The organism is Rheinheimera pleomorphica (assembly GCF_011634895.1).
Lineage (GTDB): Bacteria > Pseudomonadota > Gammaproteobacteria > Enterobacterales > Alteromonadaceae > Alishewanella > Alishewanella pleomorphica.
Genome location: NZ_SIRR01000003.1, coordinates 641,907 through 660,514 on the forward strand (window position 1 = coordinate 641,907; position 18,608 = coordinate 660,514).

Here is an 18,608-nt window from a genome sequence, read left to right on the forward strand (position 1 = left end):
CTAACTCGCCTTTTGTAGGTGTTTTTCAAGTTCCCTGTCAGTTAGGAGCTTTTCGTCAAAAGGGTTGCCCGTTTTGCCAAAACCCTCTTCATATGACTGCTTGAGTCTATGTAAAAACTCTTTGGTTTTTAGACCTTTATCTAGCTCAGCCAAACTAAACAGTTTTGCCAGTAACGCAGGTTTCCCTTTAGTTGCGATGTGCAATCGGTACATCAGCACTTTATCAACTTCGGTTATGTGAGCTAATCCGTGTTTAGTCATGAAATAGTTAATTGCCTCTAACCAAGCCCAGGTTCCCATTGGTATTGCTGGGATCTCGAGTTCGGCTCTGAAGCGCCTGGCAATTTGTTCTTCAGTCTGGAAATCTTTAGCCCGCTTATCGAGCTCCAACAAACGTCTTAAAGCGGGTGTACCCACGAGAATCATTGGAATATTGGTATCGTCAAGTATTTCTGCCACGCATTTACTGATTTCCAAAAGTCGCTGACCTGCTGTGTAAGGCAGGGCGTTTTGCATCTCATCGACGATGATGACTTTCACTTGATGTTTTGACAGTAGCTGTTTTAAACGCTGCATCGCACGTTGATGAGACAATCTTATTGCATAAATGGTCACATCTAGTGCGGCTAGCAGTTCTAATGCAAGCTGAGTAGGCGTTTGCAAGGTAGTGATCTTGACATACAACGCAGGTTTGATCTTAACCTCATCAATTACTGGAGCATCAAGATTTAGTGTCTCGGCTAAATACTTACATAAGGTCGTTTTACCGACGCCTGACTCGCCTATAACTAATTGGCCATAGGCTTTTTCCTTGGTGTGATTGATAGTGTTCATCATAATGTTTAAGGCCTTAGAGACGTGACCTCCAAGGAAAATATCGCTATGGGCACTCATGACAGTATTCATTAAATATAATCCTTGTCGGAATACAAACCGCTTGTGTCACTGGCTGATTGTTTTTTCTCTTTTTTTTGCTCGTTCTGCTGCTTTTTTAGAGATGCATTTTGTTTGGCGGCTAGTTTTTCGGCAACAGCACTGTTTGAAGCATCAATGTGCTTGTCGAGACAATCCGGTGGTTCTACCGTGTCAGGTTTAGATGTCTCTTCACTATCCTCTTCGTCCTTAGACGACTTATTAACTTTAAGAGGCGTTGGGAAACCACTAAAGGTGGACGAAGAATGGTAAGCTCTTTGCTTAGGAGTACGTAAAGCGTCCAGATCTGCAAAACTCGGTGACTTGTCATTAAAAAGTTCGATATCACGGTTCGGGACGATGCAGGAATATTGAACTTTACCATCCTCTATGAAGGACACGGTTACATGTGTCGCGTCACCTGGGTTATAGCTCACTGTAACATTTACTTTTTTATCACCGCGCCTTTTATTGTTTTGGTATAGCAGTTTGAGCTCACTTGATGAGAAATCCTGATTGTGCAATCTGACAAAGCCTGTCTCATACAACGTTGCTTCTCTCTTTTTGTAGTGAAAACAGTGCCTAATTTTGGCGTAATCCAATGGCAAAGCGGGAAACGTTTGGGTTGGTTCAGTCATCATTTGATGAGGCGTTTTACCTCCGATGACCTGACGGCTCTGATGGTGGTAAGTGTCCATGAAATCACACAATGCTTGTTTAAACTGCTCTGGCGTCAATGTGGCTGTTTCGCAAGTTGGTTTACTTCCTTCATCAGGTTGTCCTGATTTATTGCGCCCCGCATAACCTGGAACACCAAAAAAAATCTCACCTGATGTCTCTATTTTTATAATGTGACCCTTCAAAAAGTTGTCACGGAAATACCTGTTAAATGCTTCAACAAATGGCTTCTTGAATGGACTATAAGCTGCTACGCGAGTCACGGAGGTTCCCAAGCTGTTACAAATTATTGTCAGCTCGTTAGGTTTGAAGCCTGGTCCATTATCGACGATAAGCTCCTGGATCCTTCCAGCATAGGGATTATGTTCAGACGTCATGTGAGCAATCGTCAGCATCGTAATTACACCCTCTAAGGTTTCCGGAGTGCCAATCTCATAAGTCCAAGCCAGTATGCAACGTGTGTAACAGTCGATAAGAAAGTAGAGTGCTACGGTGCCGTCGATAACGGTTCCGTCTGTATTTCGTAATTGCAAATGAACATGAATACGGTCGCCTTCAACCCGTTCAAAAGGAGCGCTTACCCTCATTTGGGATAAGTTAGTGCGGCTCATTTTTATCTGCGTCTCGGTGTTTGATTTCATAAATATATGTTCTTGTTCTTTGATTTCATTAACTCTTCGCCCAAAGGTGCTTAAGGAACGCCCTTTAAAACCAAGCTTTTTTGCTTCTTCCAGATAAAAGGAATACACCTTGACAGTCTTGGATTGACAGGCTCTAGGCCAATGTCTCAGTAGAAAGGATTGCAAAAATTCGTCTTCATTGATTGCACTATTCTTTCGAGATTGCCTTTTTTTTCTTAGCAATGATCCGGAGTGGCAACCGCTTTTAAGGTAATTTTTAAAATGCGTTGTGAGTGAAGTTCTTTTCGGGTATGGCTTGTGTTGGTTAGGGAATCGCTCAGCGACAATTGCACAAATTTGTTCATATGCCTTGTCGGTCGAATATGGCAGGCCTTGAAGTACAAGCTCATACATTACCTCCATAAAGTCTTCGTATATATCAACAGCTTTTTCTTGATACGGCTTTGGCTTGGCTTCAATTGCGATTGGCAAAAAGCGCTCTTCAATTTGATGGTTACGTATTCCCTCAAAAAACATTGTTTTGTCAACTAGCTTAAATTCCCAATTGGTAAGCCCATCGCTTTTCAGCAAGATTTGCGTTGAACTGGAACCAGTAACCTCGTACCGATTTGGGTCATTCAAAAAAATATATCGCGCTTGGCTGTTTGGTTGAGTCTTCATGCAATTAAAACCTTTTTGATAGGAGTCGATTGCTCTAGAGGCTTACTGTCGTCAAACCAATAGTAACTGTGTGCAATTAGCGCTAATGCGGCGATTCTGTGGCAGACGGGACCCTGAGGCTCAGGCATTAATTGTTTGAGTTCTTCGGTAAGCTCTGCCAAGGTTGAGCTAAAGGGAAGTTGAGTGAGGATATGGAGATAAGGCGATGGATCTACCTCCAGATAGCGGTAGAGCATTTTAAGATTTAGGATCCGGGTCTTAGTAAGTGTCTTTTCAGACAGAAATACCAAAGTTTGGCCACGTTCCTCTAAAAAGTTACTGAACTTAACGATCTTGTCTAAGTACTTTTGATTGGTAAGTTCGCTATGGTGTACCTCAATGTGCAATTGTTTGTTGTCGAAAGTAATTGCGCCAAAGTCAGGAGTGAACTTTTGATTATCCACCAAAAGCTTGAATACCTCTGAACCGTATGTGCTAATACGACTGTCGAACTCCAGAACCAGCGCCATTCCTAGCTCCAGATAACTTCTGAGCCTTATCGGCGCTTTATTTTTCAGGCTGAAAAAATGAGTTATGGATACGCCTTTTATCCTTGTCGGCTTTTTAATTTCCTCTTCTGAACGTTTTTTCACGAAAAAATCTCCCTAGCCAGTATTTACATACTAGTTTATTTATGAGAACCTGTAAGGTTATTTGCTTCTCTTTTTGGGTTTCCAGATTAACCCTGGTAGGAAAATTTCCATAAAAACCAGATGACATCGCTTAGCCTTGCTGCGTCATGCGACTAATCTGCAGAACCTCTTGTGGGAGTTGATATGCGGGTTCAGCGCGATGTCATGCGATCATGATTCCATACTTTTTAAAAGTTGAAAACTGCTTAGAAAATCTAGAATTTGCGGCTAAGTTCGGCAAAAAGTGCAGGAAATAAACCCGTCATGCTAAATACATTTGGCGGTGTTTTGCAACAACAATTTTCTAAGCTGTACGTTATTTGTCCAATATGGGCTTGTCAGCTTTCGCCAAAGCAACTCTGAAAAATGAATTAATGTTACATTAATTAATACTATTACTTTCAAACACTTATTTTTTTAGTTTGTTTTTTGCTCAATGATTGATTAATTTTTGAATACCAAGTTCGTCCAATAGGGATAAAATTAGCTCAAAAAACAACCTTTTGAGTGTACCGTTATTATGGGTATTTTTCTGTTATAGGGCATTTTTGGATGAAACTGATTGCTTAATTAATAAACAGTGGTTGTGTGTTTTTTGCGCCCCTAAAGTAGGGAAACGGAGCGAAAATTTGTTTGTGAACAGCGTTCTGTTTGCTTGTTTTTTGACCTTTTATTTCGCTTGGCTTATCCAAGTGCTTAATGTATCTAAAAAATTTGAGACTGATGGCAGCCAAGTCGATGAGTAATCAGTGCAATTTTCAGGCAGAAAGTTGCACTGATTACCTTTACTGACTAATCGTCATCTTCGTCAGAACCACGATACTCATCATTGTTCGGGTTTAGTTGATTAGCATGATTATCGAGACTGTCCCAATATGCGTCGTTGTTTGGGTTCATGCTGTCGCTGCGATCATCATTTGATGTTCTGCTCATCCTTTTTGCTCCTTTAGCTTTGGATTAAGTTGTTTACCACGATTGCCTTGTGCTTGATCGTATTGGCGGTTAGTACCGTTGCTTCCCTTGTTTTTGTTGACCAGGTTAGCGCTATTGTCTTGCGGCTTAATGGGTGAATTCATAAGTGTCCTTATTGATGTTGCCAATTGGCATCGCTATAGTCGCAAAGGATGGAGAGCAAAAAAGGGACAAATGACTGAAATGCTTGCTAAGGAACTGCAAACAGGCCTGAATTTTCTGATGTGGCCTGACTTATTAGCCAGGGGGTGTTTACACACGCAAACCTTATCAGAGTTTTTGTTGGCAGTAGTTCGGCTAAAACCTGAAAATAAACATGTTACAGCAGATCATGCTATGTTCAGGAAAGTGCGGGAAGGTAGCTTTACTGAAGACGACGCCGTTACATTTTTTCATCGTTATAACCTGGATACTAATTCGGAGTCACAACCGTTTTTAGATATAGGTGCCTGGCCAATCATTCAGCAGTTACTCCAAAAAGAGATAGAGTTCGTCAATTGTTCTGAACTGCAGCAAAAGCAGAAAAAGACGACTCTTCAGGTACTCCATTTTTTATCTGGGCTTTGTGATGTTGATCGAGACTTTATAACTGAGTGCAGACGGTATGCGCCTGAGGTAAATCACGAGCTCTTAAACTCAGCATTTCAGGAGTGGCTACTGATTGAGTGTGATTTTAAGAACTGGGATCGTTCACAAGATGCCCAGCTGATGGTCGCCATCGTCCTGCACATGGCCGCGCTGTTTAACGTCTATGTGAAGAACAGATTTCCTGATGAAACCGGCCAGTTAAGCTACAAATCAATAATTCCTCGTATTCTGCCAGAAGTGATAACAAGTCGGGGACTGCTCACATTTCTCAATGCTAATCATAAATTTGTCGATATGGCCAAAACAGCTTGGGAGAAGAGCTCATTTCGTTATGGAGACAAAGTTACTTGGCACGCGTTTTATCAAGATTTGGCAAGGGCTGAGCATCTACCGTGTGAATGGTATTTAGATGAAAAACGTAAAATGCCGACGGAGCTCATTGATCCTGACGTCAGTAAAATCAAAAAACGGATAGAAAGGATAAAGAATGGTTTTGCGGATGGAAAGAGCCTAAAACCAAATCTGATGACTGCTTCAGACCTGCAATGGTTGATAAAACCTCTGGCACCTCAGTCTGCTGGACAAAATGATGAAAGTTTGTTGGAGTTTTTCCTTGTCGGAATTATGGAGCTCGTCCAATCAGAGCTGCTCAACAAAGGCATCGATCCCCATACCATCTGTAAGCTTTTTGCACGATACCCTTTGTACCTGGAAACAGTAGAGCATCGCTATGAGCACTTTTGTCTGACCGGCCAAGTTCCTCGTCAATTTAGCCATAGCCCAACATTAAGTGGCACAGCCAACCAAGGGAGTATAAATGAATAAACAAAATTACGGGTATACGGATTTAATGGTTGATGGGGCACCTTCACCCCATCAATCTGATACCACCCTCAGATGGTTGATAGATCGACTCCGTAGTTGAGTTCCTCTGCGAAGTCCGGCAGTCCGTAACCGATGGTTTTCTTGTACAAAGGAGAGACCTTCGCAGTCGGTGCCTTCTTCTTGTGCTTCGTGGTGTAGAGCATTCGTGCCCGCATCACCTCGAAGGAGTAACCGCGCCCTTCACGGTTCTTGTCCTTGGCCAGTCGGTTGATGGACTCCGTGTAAGCGTTGGTGACGGGCATGTCCGTCTCGAAGTAGGTCATGGTCTCTTCGCGCCAGTTTCCCACTGCCCTGACCAGATCGCTCCAGACTTCCTTTTGGCCCTTCGGGATGGTGGCTATCCACTCGTCCAGGGCGGCTTCTGCCTGGAGCCGTGTGGTGGCGTCCCAGATGCCGTAGAAGCGCTCCTTGTGCTCGTAGGCGGCCAGCAGTTGCGGGAACGCGCCTGTCCAGGTCTCCATGATGAGGCGCTCCCGGTCTGAGACTTCGTGAGCGCGTTTCAGCAGGATTTTCCGGTCTCCCTTGAGAGTCCGGCTCTGGGACGGTTTCAGCTCCTTTCTGAGGCCCTTGCGCACTCTCACTAGGGCATCGTTGGCCATGCGCACCACATGGAACTTATCGACCACGATACGGGCCTGGGGCAGCACAGCCTTGACCGCTGCCCGGTAGGGGTTCCACATGTCCATGCTGACGATCTCGACCTTCTGCCGGTCTTTCAGCTTCATCAGGTAGTTGGTCACCACGTCCTGGCGGCGGGTGGCCAGCAGGTCGAGCAGGGTTCGCTCCTCAATGTTGGTCAGAATGCAGCGGTAGCGCTTGTTCAGGTATAGCTCGTCAATGCCCAGGATGCGGGGCGTCTCGAAGCGGTGCCAGCGCCCCAGCAACTCGGCGCGGGCGTTGAAGATGTCGCGCACCGTCTTCTCGTCCAGGCCGGTCTGTGCCGCCACAAAGGTGTAGGGGTGGTTGAAGGATTCTTTCTCCACGTACTCATGCAGCCGCAGTGTCATACGGAATCCGTCCACCATCTCCGGTAGCTGGGGCCTGAATGTTGTCTTGCAGGCCCGGCAGGTGTATCGGCGGCGGACCACCCAGAGAGTGACCCGCTTGCCGTGGATGGGCAGATCACGATAGGGAACGTCACGCTTGCCGAACCGTACGAACTCACCCTGCACGCCGCATTCCTCGCAGGCGATGGGATCGGGCACGTCCACCTGGAAGTGCATTTCGTCGTCGGTTGATTTGCAGCCCAGTACTTGGTATTGCGGCAGGTGAAGGATGTTGTCGGGAAGTTCGGTCATGGTGTTGTATAGGCGTAGGTGTCAGTCAGATCCATCCGACTCGGCATTGGTGTTTGCTTTTTTACCCAACAAGCTGCTGGAAACTAAAAGTAAGGCACCGAGGACAATTGCAATATCAGCCAGGTTGAAGGCCGGCCAATGCCAGTCTCGCCAATAGAAATCAAAGGAATCCACAACATAGCCGCGAAAGACCCGGTCAATCAGGTTGCCCATGGCGCCACCGAGGATAAGACTGTAAGCGATGGCTTCTCCTTTATGACGATTTTCAAGGATCAGCTTGATCAGAAAAATCGAGACCACTACCGCGATTCCGATAAAAAAGTAGCGCTGCCAGCCTCCACCATTCGCAAAAAGACTGAATGCGGCACCGGTATTCCATACGTGTACCCAGTTAAAGAATGAGGTCACTGAAATAGACTCGCCATATGCCATTGATTGTTGCACCAGCCATTTTATGGCCTGATCAGACGCTGCCAGCAGGCCCGATATGGACAACAGAGCGTACGGTGACAGATGTTTGCCAAAAATGGACATTGCTTAATCCTTGAGCGCCAGAATGCGTCTAGCACCGTTAAGTACAATTACCCCCGCGATGGTGCCGATAATCAGATCCGGATAATTGGACCCGGTCCACGCGACCAGAGCGCCGGCGGTGATGACCCCCAGGTTGATCACCACGTCGTTGGCCGAGAATATCCAGCTTGCCTTCATGTGCGCCCCGCCCTCCCGATGTTTGGATATGAGCAGCAGACAACTGGTATTGGCAATCAATGCGACGAATGCGATAGCCATCATCACCAGCGATTCAGGCTCACTACCGAATACAAAGCGTCTCACCACCTCTATGAGTACGCCCACAGCCAAGATCAGTTGCAGTACACCAGCAAGATGCGCGGCACGTACCTGCATTTTCACGCTATGTCCAACCGCATAAAGGGCAAGCCCGTACACCGCCGCATCGGCAAAATTGTCCAGGGATTCTCCAATCAGGCCGGTGGACCGGGCGATCAGACCGGCAGTCATTTCCACCACGAACAGAAGTGCATTGATGCCGAGCAACCAGCGCAGGGTCCCGGATTCTTGCTTAGCAGAAGCTGCCGAAAACTCGGCGGCCTTGATGGTCTCCGGATTTGCAGCGACGGTTTCCTGAAGCGAGGCGCCTAGCCCCAAGGTCTTCAGTTTCGAGGTGACGGGCTCGACCTCACCGTCATGCACGACCTTCAACCGGCGGTTCGACAAGTCGAAGGACAGTGCCCGAATCCCCTCAACGCCGTTCAGGGCCAGGCGAATCATGCGCTCTTCTGATGGACAGTCCATCTTCGGCACGGCATAAACACTGACCCATTCCCCCGACGCATCGGAGGAGGCCTGCATATCGGTATCCGCCGCAGGCCTTGCATGGTCGCCACAGGGGCCTCCGCAGTTTTTACTCATGATATGACTCCACTTGAATGTGATCGGGTTTTCATTTAAAACTATATAGTCGCTATAAGGTCAATAGCGTAGAGAATCCGTTGCGGAGGAACCCGATGCGTATTGGTCAGTTGGCACAGTCAGTAGGGGTAGATACACAGACGATCCGCTTCTACGAACGGCAGGGCTTGTTGCCGCCGCCTGGTCGGCAGGAGAACGGTTACCGTGTCTATACCGAGAAACACGTTGAGCGGCTGGCCTTTATTCGTCGCTGCCGCATCCTGGATCTGTCACTGGCAGAAATTCACGAACTAAAGCGCTATCAGGACGACCCTCATCAGTCCTGTACCGCTGTCAATGCCTTGCTCGATGATCACATCTCTCATGTGCGCTCGCAGATAACCGCTCTACAGGCGCTTGAGAAACAACTCGTTTCACTAAGAGCGCGTTGCAACGATGACCGGGAAGTTAAGGCGTGTGGGGTTCTTGCTGGAATTAGCGAAGGAAACATGCACCAGCAGTAGGTGAAGCATCAACCAGATAATCCGATGAGATGCCGGTCTGTCTCACTCTCATGCAAAGGTAAGATCAACCATTTAATCCCCTTACCCAAAATTGCAAGAAGCTCTCTGATATTGGGCGACGCTGGGGTATAGCCCTTATGTTTTTGGCCTTTGCATATTCGGGAGCACTTTATTTACTTAAAGAGGCCCTTATCGACAGCTCTGCATTTGTAACGCTGATAATCGCTGGAACCTGCGTCAGTTTGATATTCATATTTGCACCGTTGGTGTCGGAAATTACTATCGCCGGGAACGTGATCAAACTAAGAGAAGTAAAATCTCAGGCTGAGAAATCCATAGCTGAATTTGATTCTGCGAGAATTTCACTGCTAGTTGCAGTTATTTCAACACTTAAGACGAGCCTCCCTGAACTCAGCCATGCTTTGGCCAAGACAGATAACAGAGCTGGTCAATTTCTCGATTTATATAATTCAAATAAAGATTTGGTTAACAACGAGCAGTTCCGAAGGGAGGTTTTGTCAGCTGCGAAGGTCTTTAAATATGAGGTTTTCAATCAAATTCAAATGGAATGTTTTTTTTCGGGAGAGGACATGTCTAAGGCTGTGATGCCTGACGCAATGGATCGATTATTTATAGAAAAGTACGGTGCTAGCAAGCCATTGACGCCCGTATTTAAGCAGTATCGGGAGCTTTATACTCTGGTTGAACTCCTTAGTTAGGATGTTTCTACTCAACGCTAAGCCGCCCTAGTTGTGGTACAAAATGTCCAACTATATAGATAAAGTAGTGCAATTTGTAACATTCTTCGCAATATCAATGCGCTACAGTTTGATTGCGATTTGTTCGTAAATAGTGGGAAGGTGTAGTCGGTCTTAGGTTTGTACACTGAAAATCGGAATATTGGACTTCCCCTAAATTACTAGACACCTCTGAGTTAGATTCTCTAACTCAGAGGTGTCTAGGAAACTGGTTGCCATTCAATATGGAATTAACCAATGGGTTCATGAAGCTGAAATGAGAGATATCCTAGCCAGGCTTGATGCACTTCCACAAACGGCAGTTATCCGAAAGCAAACGGTGGAGCATCCGTTCGGAACAATTAAAATCTGGATGGGTGCGACTCACTTCCTGATGGGGCGATTTAAAAAACGTCAGCACCGAAATCAGTCTACATGTACGAGGCTGAGCTATAACCTGAAAAGGATGATATCAATCTGGGGTACTGAAGGATTAGCCAGTAAGCTGCGAGAGCATTACGGTTAACGGCGATAGCTGCTTCAACCCATGATAACAACCCAGGCGCTCAAAGCTGACCATTATCTGACTACCGGTAATTCACACCAGTTGGTTGTATAAGCGGGGGAGAGTAACTCGCGCTTCATCCCCCATTCTTGCTTAGTGCCCTGGCTTGCGAACCACAGCGTTTTGCCATGTTTGCTGTTGAGGGTATCCATCAGCTGCATTAGTTTTTGGTCTGATTCTCTTACAACTAACGGCTCATCAAACAGGCTAGGTTGATACACGCCTGGGTCGTAAAAATCTGCCAGCATCACACCGGCCTTTGCATAGCGGTAACCGTTCACCCATAGACTATCCAGCAGTCGCATGGCGCTTGCAAGAAACACGCGGGTGTCGCTGCTGGGATTATCGAGCTCAAGGCTTTTACTGGCCGAGTAAGGCGCGTCTTTGTCGCTAAATGGGCTGGTGCGTAAAAATACCGTTAGGTGTTTGGCTTGCTGCTGCTCCTGGCGTAGCTTTTTACAAGCCCGACTGATGTATTCACTTATTGCCTCGCGCATTTGCTGTTTATCGGTAATGCGCTCGCCAAAGGCGCGGCTACTGACAATTTGCTTTTTGGTAGGCGCTACATCTTCCAGCGCGATGCAGCTCTCGCCATTAAGCTCACGCACAGTGCGCTCTACCACCACTGAAAAGTGCTGGCGGATAAACTTAGGGTCGGTATCGGCCAGTTGCTGAGCAGTGGTAATGCCCAATTGCTCTAGGCGCTTGGTTAGCTTTCCGCCAATACCCCATACTTCGCTTACAGGTAACAGGCCAAGCAGTTTGCGTTGACGCTCAGTACTGGTTAAATCGACCACACCACCGGTTTTTGGCCAGGTTTTGGCTGCATGGTTAGCAAGTTTCGCCAGAGTTTTAGTGGGAGCTATACCGACACAAACAGTAATGCCGATATGTTTTTGCACTATGCGCCTAACTTCAAGGCCAAATTCGGTTAGCCCTCGACTGTAAGCAATGCCGGTTAAGTCTAAAAACGCTTCGTCAATTGAGTACACTTCAACGCGAGGAGCAAGACTTTCCAGCGTGTTCATAACCCGCTGCGACATATCGGCATATAGTGCGTAGTTGGACGAGAAGGCAACTATCTGATGTTTTTGCAATAAATCACGCACCTGAAACACCGGCAGACCCATTTTAATGCCCAGCTTTTTGGCTTCTTTAGAGCGGGCGATAATGCAGCCGTCGTTATTGGACAACACGACTACCGGTTTATCGGCTAAATCTGGCCTGAATAGCTTTTCGCAGCTAGCATAAAAGTTATTACAGTCGACCAGCGCAAAAACAGGGGTACTCATTTTCGCTTCATTTGCCTGATCACGTTAGTCACTACGCCAAAGATATCCAGCTCTTCACCATTACGTGGCCGTATCGGCATATATGTTGGGTTTCGCGGTAGCAGCATTAAGGATGGCCGGGTACACAGCTCCTTTACGGTAAACTCACCGCCCACAGCAGCTACAACGATATCGCCATGCTCTGCATCGATAGAGCGGTCTACTACCAGCACATCACCGTCATATATACCGGCCTCTATCATCGAGTCGCCCTCAACCCGCACGAAAAACGTAGCGTTGGGGTGGCGGATGCAAAGCTCATTCAAATCCAGTGTGCGCTCGACATAATCCTGCGCAGGCGAGGGAAAACCAGCCTTTATCTTACTGGCAAACAAAGGGATAGTGAGTTTGACGCCTGGGAGTGCGTCCCCTAAAAAAACAGCAGACATACAACAATACCTTAAACTGTATATATGTACAGTATATATTGATTTTAGCTGATGCCAAGTCACAAGCGTAAAATTGGAAAGATGGATCGTCGTAATGTGTGGCGTTAAGTCTACAGATAGCGTCTATGATTGCGTGCACACCGAAGTTATTCCAGGGGCAGCGCCCTTTAGATTGAGAGGTCTGCTGGGGGCAATTGCGTTACCTGCGAGAAAAGTCGCAGCTTCGCCAGTCTGCGCTATCATTTAAGGTATAGCGAATCTTGGTGAGCGCATATGAGTTATACAGTCAAGCTTGGCAAAAATGGCGAAGTTCCACTTCCTGACAGTATCTGTAAAGAGCTCGGTATAGCAGTAGGCGATATATTGATATGCGAGAAAATGTCCGACCATTCATCAATTTCCATGGTGAAGCATAGTAACCAGGCATTGTCGGATGATGAGATCGCTGCCGCAGGAAATCTGACCCGAGTATTTTCATACGATGTCCATGAAGAGCTGACCACTGAGTAGCGGGTATCAAGAGGTTTGAGAAAGCTTCATTACATCAGTTGAAAATCAGGTGGTTGAAATCACTCATCGACACTGAGGTTTTGGTGTTAGTGATTATTGCAAATGCAGCTATTTCATTGCGTTAAGCTACTTTTGTAACGCTTGGCCATGATAGTAACGCTTAAGCGTAACTATTGGGGTGAAGCGTTACTATCAACTCAAAGACTAGCTTCAGCTTGGTCTAACCTGGTCGAAATCGACCAGGTTACGCAGCGTTAGAACAAACTGCTCAACCAGCACTGCAAACTCAATCTGCTAAGTTACGTCTCACGAGTAGATTGTTCATCGACATCGCGATTCACCAATATATAGAGAGTGTTCTCGGTTTCAAATACGCACTTATCATGCAATGCCGTCAGAGGTGACGAGCGAGCCCAACTACCGGGGGCATACCGCTGCTGCTCATCAGAGATGACATAGTCCGCATAGACGTAAAAAATCTTAAGGGAATTGTCATTACGCAGCGGAATAACTTGCTCTCGCCACTCCCAATCGCCGACCACGCAATAAGGCTTATCGCCATAGCATGATTTGATGTTCGTCAACAATGAAGGTAGGTCGGAAAATGGAAGGCCAAGCTGGGTGATAAAGGTATTAATTTCTTCCTTACTCATTTGAAGTAAGTCTTTGTAACTAACGGTGCTATTCATAGGACTCTCCTGAATAATCCTATAACCCATTGATTTTATTGCTCAACAAGGGTTGGTGAACAATCGGGTTATGGCACCGTAATTTTAAAATAGCACCCCTCAAGACTGTACGCAATCCAGGTTGCGCCTTAGCAGCTATTGTTGGAGATTTGCCTCGTCAAGTAATGCCCCGATTGAGGCCATAGCCTCACGGTATCGGGTGTGTGGTTTACCTACCTGATACCAGTTATTGCATCGATATCCGGGGATGAGAACGATGATAGTTTTACCTTCATTTGCCGGTGAGACTTTGGCTAGAGAGGGTAATTCGTGACCGGCTCGATGCCATACACGCAGCATGGCAAGGGCTTCCTGCTTTGACACTGATGAATATTCCATTTTTGCACCCACTTAGTTAAATATGTGTAAACATTAGGTGCTATTTAGGTTGATATCAAGCGAGGGGCGAACTAAAATTAACGCTCTTCAATGGCTACCCGCAGGAGCGACACACAGCATGAAGCAGCGCCAGTCAAATGACTATGTCAATTTCCCAAGGCCAGTAAGGCCTGAAAATCCATCGCCGCTGGAAATGGTTATTTACCAGTATGAACTCAAAGCGAGTGAGTTCCATAATGGGCGAAACAAGATGGCTCCTGCAAATGAAACCGCGAAGCAAAAAGCTGACCGGATTGCTAAACGGGACAGAGATTGGCAGCATTTGCGTCTGGAGCGAAGAAAAATCGCTGCACACTTAAAAATGCAGGAAAACCTCACTGCGTACCGTGAGGGAAACAAGCAAAAGTCGCTCAGTGAGTTGGCGTCTGAGAGCCATCACCCGACCAAAATGCTTGCCCGTAACCTGCAGGCCGTGGGTGAGCCCAAACCCACGCCGATGCATGAACCGCATCACATCATCCCTGGCGCGGGGAAGCATCGCAAACAGTTAATGATACTGAGTCGCCTGAATCTGCATGCTTTTGGTATTGGGATAAACGATCCGCTTAACGGTATTTGGCTACGAAACTTTGCCAAAAATACGGCTGATGATTGGGCAACACCAGAGTCTCCTGCGCATAGGCCTATCCACACATTCAACTACGAGACCTGGATTTCATCGCAGTTTTCAAACGATAACTTGCCTGAGACCGTTTTTCTGTCACGCTTGCAGACAGTGAAGCGAAAACTTCGTGATGGTACTCATCCGGAAAATATTCTGCAGAGGAAGGCTGGCTAATGGAAAATGATGTGATGGAGCAGGTAATCGTCGCTTACCGGATTAAGCCGGTTGAAAACTCCTATGAAGTTCCTTCCCTAGATTTATTTCGGTTCGCAGAAATATTGGGTGATGAAGGGCTGTCCTTGGTGAGGCGACAGGCGAGAACCAACGAAAGTTTGCTTGAGCGTTGGACACCTTCCCGCTGCGAACTGGCTGATGAGTATAAAGATGGCTTACCGGTGCCGGATGTGTCGCTTTGGGGAAAGTACCTGATTTTATCGGAAGAGGCATTCAACGTCTTTGAGTCGATGTTGTCCAAAGACGGCGAGTTCCTCCCGCTGCAGGTAGGGTTTATGCAAATGTACATTTTTGTACCCCTGCAATTTGCTGAAGAAGACAAAAGCAAAACACTGAAGCGATACGAAGATGGCTTTGAGTGTGGCGTTGAGACACTCGTTTTTGAGCAGGCCTCAATCGACAGTAAGGCCGTTTTTAAATCCAAAATGTACGGTCCGCATGGACTGTTTGCAACGAGTACATTTAAAGCACTGTTTGATAAACATGGCTTCTTCGGTATCGAGTTTGACCGGGATTTACCAGGGATATTTTAGCTTTTCTTGGTACAGGTAAAGATAAGCCCGGCGTCAAGCCGGGCTTATCAGTTTTAGCAGCCTAGTTCGGATTTTAAACCACCTACCTGGCCTTCAACTGCTGGCTCTTTGTAAGACGGTAGAGATGGCATGATATTCAGACCGCTTCTTGATTCCACCTCATTAATCGTCACTTCCCGTGGACAGAAACTTGCAGAGCGACTGAGATTTTGCTCCATGATATATGCCGATGCTTCAACCCAGCCTGCATTATCAGTAATAACCACTTTGAAGTACCCGGATGGAATGGTGTGCCCTTCATCTGCTCTTGGAAGTGTGCCGAAGTACCATTCGTAAAGTGGGCCAGTGACAACATAAACATCTTGCCCAGTACGCGCCAGATTACGAACTGCCGTCTCCAGCTTCACCCAGGCCCCCTGATTCAAATTAGCTGACTGTGGAGTGATGTTTGATAAGTAGTTCGTCATTGCCCAATAAGCGGTATTGCTAAATGCGGCTAATGGCACTTGATGTCCACGGTCTGTGCCAAGTACTGCGGCCGCGTCAGTGTAATCAGCTGGCTCCAGCGTATACGCTGAGTTGATATTTGGGTCAGCTCGCCAAGTGCGGGTGCGGCTTGGGCCGTCAATGGTATTCTTGGTTACTTTATACGCTACCCAGTTTGCAAACTTGGTGCTGCTGTTGTTATGCAGGGTATAAATAGGACGCTCAATTGTTTGACCAGATTTGCCGGTTGGACAGCTGTATACACAGTTAGCGGCTAAGGTTGTGGCGCTAAAAATCAGCGTGGTAAAAAGCAGGGTAATGCCAGTTATCGTTTTCATGTTGATGCCTTTGTTATTAGTCTGACAGTAGCGTGCAATAAGCACGTTACGAAATAATGACTAAAAAATGAACAAAGGCAAGTTTAATGATGAATGAAATTTGGCAGTTTTGTAGAGGCCGGTTACAGGCATAAAGTAAAAAAGCTTAGCTACATATCGGCCAGCTTCTTGAACGTTTTAGCGTGCATCTGTAACACGCGCATTGTCTCGACAAGCACAATTTGCTTGCCTTCCGGCCCAGCCAAGTCCAATGACTTGGTCGCTTTGATTTTGGGGCGAGGTACTAAACGTATACCCAGCTGCTGAATTTTGGGGTTCATCTAAACTAGTATTCCTAGCGAGTGAAAGTTGATTTCAGAATAAAGAATACATCGCCAGTGAGCGATAGCCAATGTGTGAGGTATAGCCGTTAAGTGCCAATAGCTGGCATTGGGCGTTGTAGTAAATGCCTGTACATTACTTGTTTTACTGGAACAAACCGTCGGATAAATTCCCAAGTGTCCAGCTTTAGTAAATTCAAGAACAACTAGCGAACCGCATGTTTACTGGTTTTAGGAAAAACCTATAGAAATAGAGGTACATCTGCGTTAGTTTGGTATAAGTTAACTTCAAAAAAGAAGGCTTAAAAATGTTCAAATTACGGGCTGGCAGCCTTCGAATACAGATTGTTATAAGGCTAGATTAAGCATGGAACCACAATGCTCGAATCAATAAAGAAAGTAAGTAACCCACTCACTATCATCGCTATTTTTGCGGGCCTCGCGGAGGTTAGTGGAACAGTGGTTCTCCCGTTCCTAAAAGACGACAGCCAGGCGTTATATATATGGTTTTTAATGGCCTTTCCGACGCTGCTTATTCTGCTCTTCTTTATCACGCTTAATTTCAACTACAAAGTCTTGTATGCCCCATCAGACTTCAAAGACGAAGAAAACTTTCTTAAATTGTTTGGCAAGCCCACTGCTGAAGAGCGCCTTCTGAAATTGAATGCAGAAATTAATTTTGACGAGATGCACCAGCAAACCACAGAACCAGAAGAAGCAAAGATAGATCTCAAGTATCGAGATTTAATTAGACGAAACTCTGCTTCAACACATTATCTGGCTGAAGAGTTGGTCATTACCAAACTTTCACAAGAGTTCGATGAAATCGATAAAGAAGTTATGCTCCGCTCTGGCAAATCGCAGTTCTTGTTTGATGCGATAGCCAAGAAGGGAAAAAAGGTATTTGCCGTAGAAGTCAAATATCTGAAAGATGCGCAAACATTGAGAAATGTACGCTCTTCGATGGTGAAAATTCAAAGGACGCTCCAAGAGCTACCACCTGACACCGTCGAGCCAATGACTGTAATCATGGCAATCGCTACTGATTTAGCTGGCAATGCATTACAAGAATTCACAGAGGAAATACAACGTATCTTTACCGGCGTAAAGTTTCCATATGAGGTGAGAGTATTCAATCTTGCAAGCCTTGAGGCCGAGCTTCTTGGCGGGTAGCCTTATAACCCTACGCTCATGCAGGTCTGCGCAAAAGCGCGCAGCCGCTTAGCTCCACGTTAAGGGCAGCATCGCTCATGGATATCGAGGAACTACCGCTCATTGACGCGCTTCGCGGGTTGGCAATGCTCCAGCAGGAGTTCCTTCAACTTGCGCTATATGTAGCATCTCAGGGGCCTGTCACTTTTGAAGATGAAAGGCTGGTGTGCAGTCTCGGAGACAGCCAAAGGCGCATTAGCACGCTTCTAGCAATGGGTGCAGGCCAATCTCTCGAAACTCTGCTTCGCATGGCGAAGCTTAGTGGAATAGCCGTTCGAGATGCGTATCCGGTTGCTCGTTCAGCATTCGAGTCTTTCCTAAACGCTAGTTACCTGCTGGCTGAGTCCGATGAAGTCGCATCAAGGGCTCTCCGTTATATCGACTATGCCGCTTGGAAACATTTCAACAGAAAGAGAGGAAGTGGAGAGTTTTCTCTGGAGATTCGTTCAGATGCCAATCCGCAGGCGACACTTACGGAAAGGTTTCCTGAGTTCAGCGGAAAAGGCGAAGGCAAGTGGACGAATCTTGACGTTCCCAGCCGTATCAGAATGGTGGGAGAGTTAGCGGGTCATCGAGCAGCATCACGTCTGCTCTCGGCCGATTTCCTTATCTACAGTCTTTCGTCAGAAATTATTCATGGATCGCCCTTTGGAGCAAGTTACTTCTTTTCAGCTCATCAGTCAGGCGAGCAAATTACCGACGGATTTAGGGCCGCGACGGTATGTCAACTTGAGGAAATCTTGATCGGTGTGCTTCACGCTGGTTGTGGTTATCTTGCGGCGTACTTTGGGGTGCAGGATATGCAAGCACCGTTGAAGGCAGAAGAAAAACTCTTCAATCGGCTCCTAGATTTGAGCACCAAACCGTCCGACGCATTTCCGGCAGCCCCACAAAACATTACTGATATTGAAGGTGAATGAGTAAATTCAGCCTAACCCATCATTCCAGTGGACCTGCGTGAAAAGCAGCGCGGGTCGATG

The 18,608-nt window shown here is 46.5% G+C and carries 19 protein-coding genes and 1 pseudogene; 9 read left to right on the top strand and 11 right to left on the bottom strand.

Going from position 1 to position 18,608, the window contains the following annotated elements; translation table 11 throughout:
* From EYB30_RS04110 to EYB30_RS04125, 4 genes are all read right to left on the bottom strand, one after another.
* Positions 1 to 906 carry an ATP-binding protein gene (locus EYB30_RS04110; protein ID WP_166837382.1) on the bottom strand — a complete coding sequence of 302 codons (906 nt, stop codon included), beginning with the start codon at positions 904 to 906 and terminating at the stop codon, positions 1 to 3.
* Positions 906 to 2,891: a DDE-type integrase/transposase/recombinase gene (locus EYB30_RS04115; protein WP_166837384.1), complete on the bottom strand. Its 1,986-nt coding sequence runs from the start codon at positions 2,889 to 2,891 to the stop codon at positions 906 to 908. Before EYB30_RS04115 ends, EYB30_RS04110 begins: the two co-directional genes overlap by 1 nt.
* Positions 2,888 to 3,523, bottom strand: coding sequence for a hypothetical protein (locus EYB30_RS04120; protein WP_166837386.1), 636 nt, complete (start codon positions 3,521 to 3,523; stop codon positions 2,888 to 2,890). Before EYB30_RS04120 ends, EYB30_RS04115 begins: the two co-directional genes overlap by 4 nt.
* Positions 3,524 to 4,354: 831 nt before the next feature.
* Positions 4,355 to 4,495, bottom strand: coding sequence for a hypothetical protein (locus EYB30_RS04125; protein WP_166837388.1), 141 nt, complete (start codon positions 4,493 to 4,495; stop codon positions 4,355 to 4,357).
* A gap of 129 nt (positions 4,496 to 4,624) precedes the next feature.
* Here EYB30_RS04125 and EYB30_RS04130 point away from each other — a divergent pair, with 129 nt between their 5' ends.
* Positions 4,625 to 5,947: a hypothetical protein gene (locus tag EYB30_RS04130; RefSeq protein WP_166836173.1), complete on the top strand. Its 1,323-nt coding sequence runs from the start codon at positions 4,625 to 4,627 to the stop codon at positions 5,945 to 5,947.
* Between the two features lie 68 nt (positions 5,948 to 6,015).
* Here EYB30_RS04130 and EYB30_RS04135 read toward each other — a convergent pair whose 3' ends face one another.
* From EYB30_RS04135 to EYB30_RS04145, 3 genes are read right to left on the bottom strand one after another with little or no spacing between them, the layout of a single operon-like run.
* Positions 6,016 to 7,305, bottom strand: coding sequence for an ISL3-like element ISPpu12 family transposase (locus EYB30_RS04135; RefSeq protein ID WP_166837390.1), 1,290 nt, complete (start codon positions 7,303 to 7,305; stop codon positions 6,016 to 6,018).
* Between the two features lie 21 nt (positions 7,306 to 7,326).
* Positions 7,327 to 7,839, bottom strand: a complete 513-nt coding sequence (gene lspA, locus EYB30_RS04140; protein ID WP_004726826.1) for a signal peptidase II — start codon at positions 7,837 to 7,839, stop codon at positions 7,327 to 7,329.
* Between the two features lie 3 nt (positions 7,840 to 7,842).
* Complete coding sequence (locus tag EYB30_RS04145; RefSeq protein ID WP_004781121.1) at positions 7,843 to 8,739, bottom strand: cation efflux transmembrane domain-containing protein; 897 nt, start codon at positions 8,737 to 8,739, stop codon at positions 7,843 to 7,845.
* A 95-nt stretch (positions 8,740 to 8,834) separates the two neighbouring features.
* On the opposite strand from EYB30_RS04145, the gene cadR reads away from it, so the two are divergent.
* The 3 genes and pseudogenes from cadR to EYB30_RS18575 form a co-directional block, all read left to right on the top strand.
* The gene (gene cadR / locus EYB30_RS04150) at positions 8,835 to 9,242 is read left to right on the top strand and encodes a Cd(II)/Pb(II)-responsive transcriptional regulator (protein WP_001219640.1); all 408 of its coding nucleotides are present in this window, start codon (positions 8,835 to 8,837) and stop codon (positions 9,240 to 9,242) included.
* Between the two features lie 137 nt (positions 9,243 to 9,379).
* Positions 9,380 to 9,961, top strand: a complete 582-nt coding sequence (locus EYB30_RS04155) for a hypothetical protein (protein WP_166837392.1) — start codon at positions 9,380 to 9,382, stop codon at positions 9,959 to 9,961.
* Between the two features lie 268 nt (positions 9,962 to 10,229).
* Positions 10,230 to 10,505 (top strand): annotated as a pseudogene (locus EYB30_RS18575) (IS5/IS1182 family transposase); the annotation flags it as partial.
* Positions 10,506 to 10,558: 53 nt separating this feature from the next.
* On the opposite strand, the gene umuC reads toward EYB30_RS18575, so the two are convergent.
* Complete coding sequence (gene umuC / locus EYB30_RS04160) at positions 10,559 to 11,836, bottom strand: translesion error-prone DNA polymerase V subunit UmuC (protein ID WP_166837394.1); 1,278 nt, start codon at positions 11,834 to 11,836, stop codon at positions 10,559 to 10,561.
* Positions 11,833 to 12,264, bottom strand: coding sequence for a translesion error-prone DNA polymerase V autoproteolytic subunit (gene umuD / locus EYB30_RS04165; protein ID WP_166837396.1), 432 nt, complete (start codon positions 12,262 to 12,264; stop codon positions 11,833 to 11,835). Before umuD ends, umuC begins: the two co-directional genes overlap by 4 nt.
* Positions 12,265 to 12,537: 273 nt before the next feature.
* Here umuD and EYB30_RS04170 point away from each other — a divergent pair, with 273 nt between their 5' ends.
* On the top strand, positions 12,538 to 12,774 hold the full coding sequence (locus EYB30_RS04170) for an AbrB/MazE/SpoVT family DNA-binding domain-containing protein (protein WP_166837398.1): 237 nt from the start codon (positions 12,538 to 12,540) through the stop codon (positions 12,772 to 12,774).
* A 299-nt stretch (positions 12,775 to 13,073) separates the two neighbouring features.
* On the opposite strand, the gene EYB30_RS04175 is transcribed toward EYB30_RS04170, so the two are convergent.
* Positions 13,074 to 13,463 carry a DUF6957 family protein gene (locus EYB30_RS04175; RefSeq protein WP_166837400.1) on the bottom strand — a complete coding sequence of 130 codons (390 nt, stop codon included), beginning with the start codon at positions 13,461 to 13,463 and terminating at the stop codon, positions 13,074 to 13,076.
* 496 nt (positions 13,464 to 13,959) lie between these two features.
* Between EYB30_RS04175 and EYB30_RS04180 the strand changes: the two genes are divergently transcribed.
* The gene (locus EYB30_RS04180; RefSeq protein ID WP_166837402.1) at positions 13,960 to 14,679 is read left to right on the top strand and encodes an AHH domain-containing protein; all 720 of its coding nucleotides are present in this window, start codon (positions 13,960 to 13,962) and stop codon (positions 14,677 to 14,679) included.
* Complete coding sequence (locus EYB30_RS04185; RefSeq protein WP_166837404.1) at positions 14,679 to 15,272, top strand: hypothetical protein; 594 nt, start codon at positions 14,679 to 14,681, stop codon at positions 15,270 to 15,272. Before EYB30_RS04180 ends, EYB30_RS04185 begins: the two co-directional genes overlap by 1 nt.
* A 53-nt stretch (positions 15,273 to 15,325) precedes the next feature.
* Here the strand turns inward: EYB30_RS04185 and EYB30_RS04190 are convergent, their stop codons facing one another.
* Positions 15,326 to 16,096, bottom strand: coding sequence for a DNA/RNA non-specific endonuclease (locus EYB30_RS04190; protein ID WP_166837406.1), 771 nt, complete (start codon positions 16,094 to 16,096; stop codon positions 15,326 to 15,328).
* A 698-nt stretch (positions 16,097 to 16,794) separates the two neighbouring features.
* Between EYB30_RS04190 and EYB30_RS18495 the strand changes: the two genes are divergently transcribed.
* Both EYB30_RS18495 and EYB30_RS04205 read left to right on the top strand, forming a co-directional pair.
* The gene (locus tag EYB30_RS18495) at positions 16,795 to 17,589 is read left to right on the top strand and encodes a hypothetical protein (protein WP_174978717.1); all 795 of its coding nucleotides are present in this window, start codon (positions 16,795 to 16,797) and stop codon (positions 17,587 to 17,589) included.
* Positions 17,590 to 17,666: 77 nt separating this feature from the next.
* Complete coding sequence (locus EYB30_RS04205) at positions 17,667 to 18,548, top strand: DUF5677 domain-containing protein (protein ID WP_166837411.1); 882 nt, start codon at positions 17,667 to 17,669, stop codon at positions 18,546 to 18,548.
* The last annotated feature ends 60 nt before the right edge of the window (positions 18,549 to 18,608 follow it).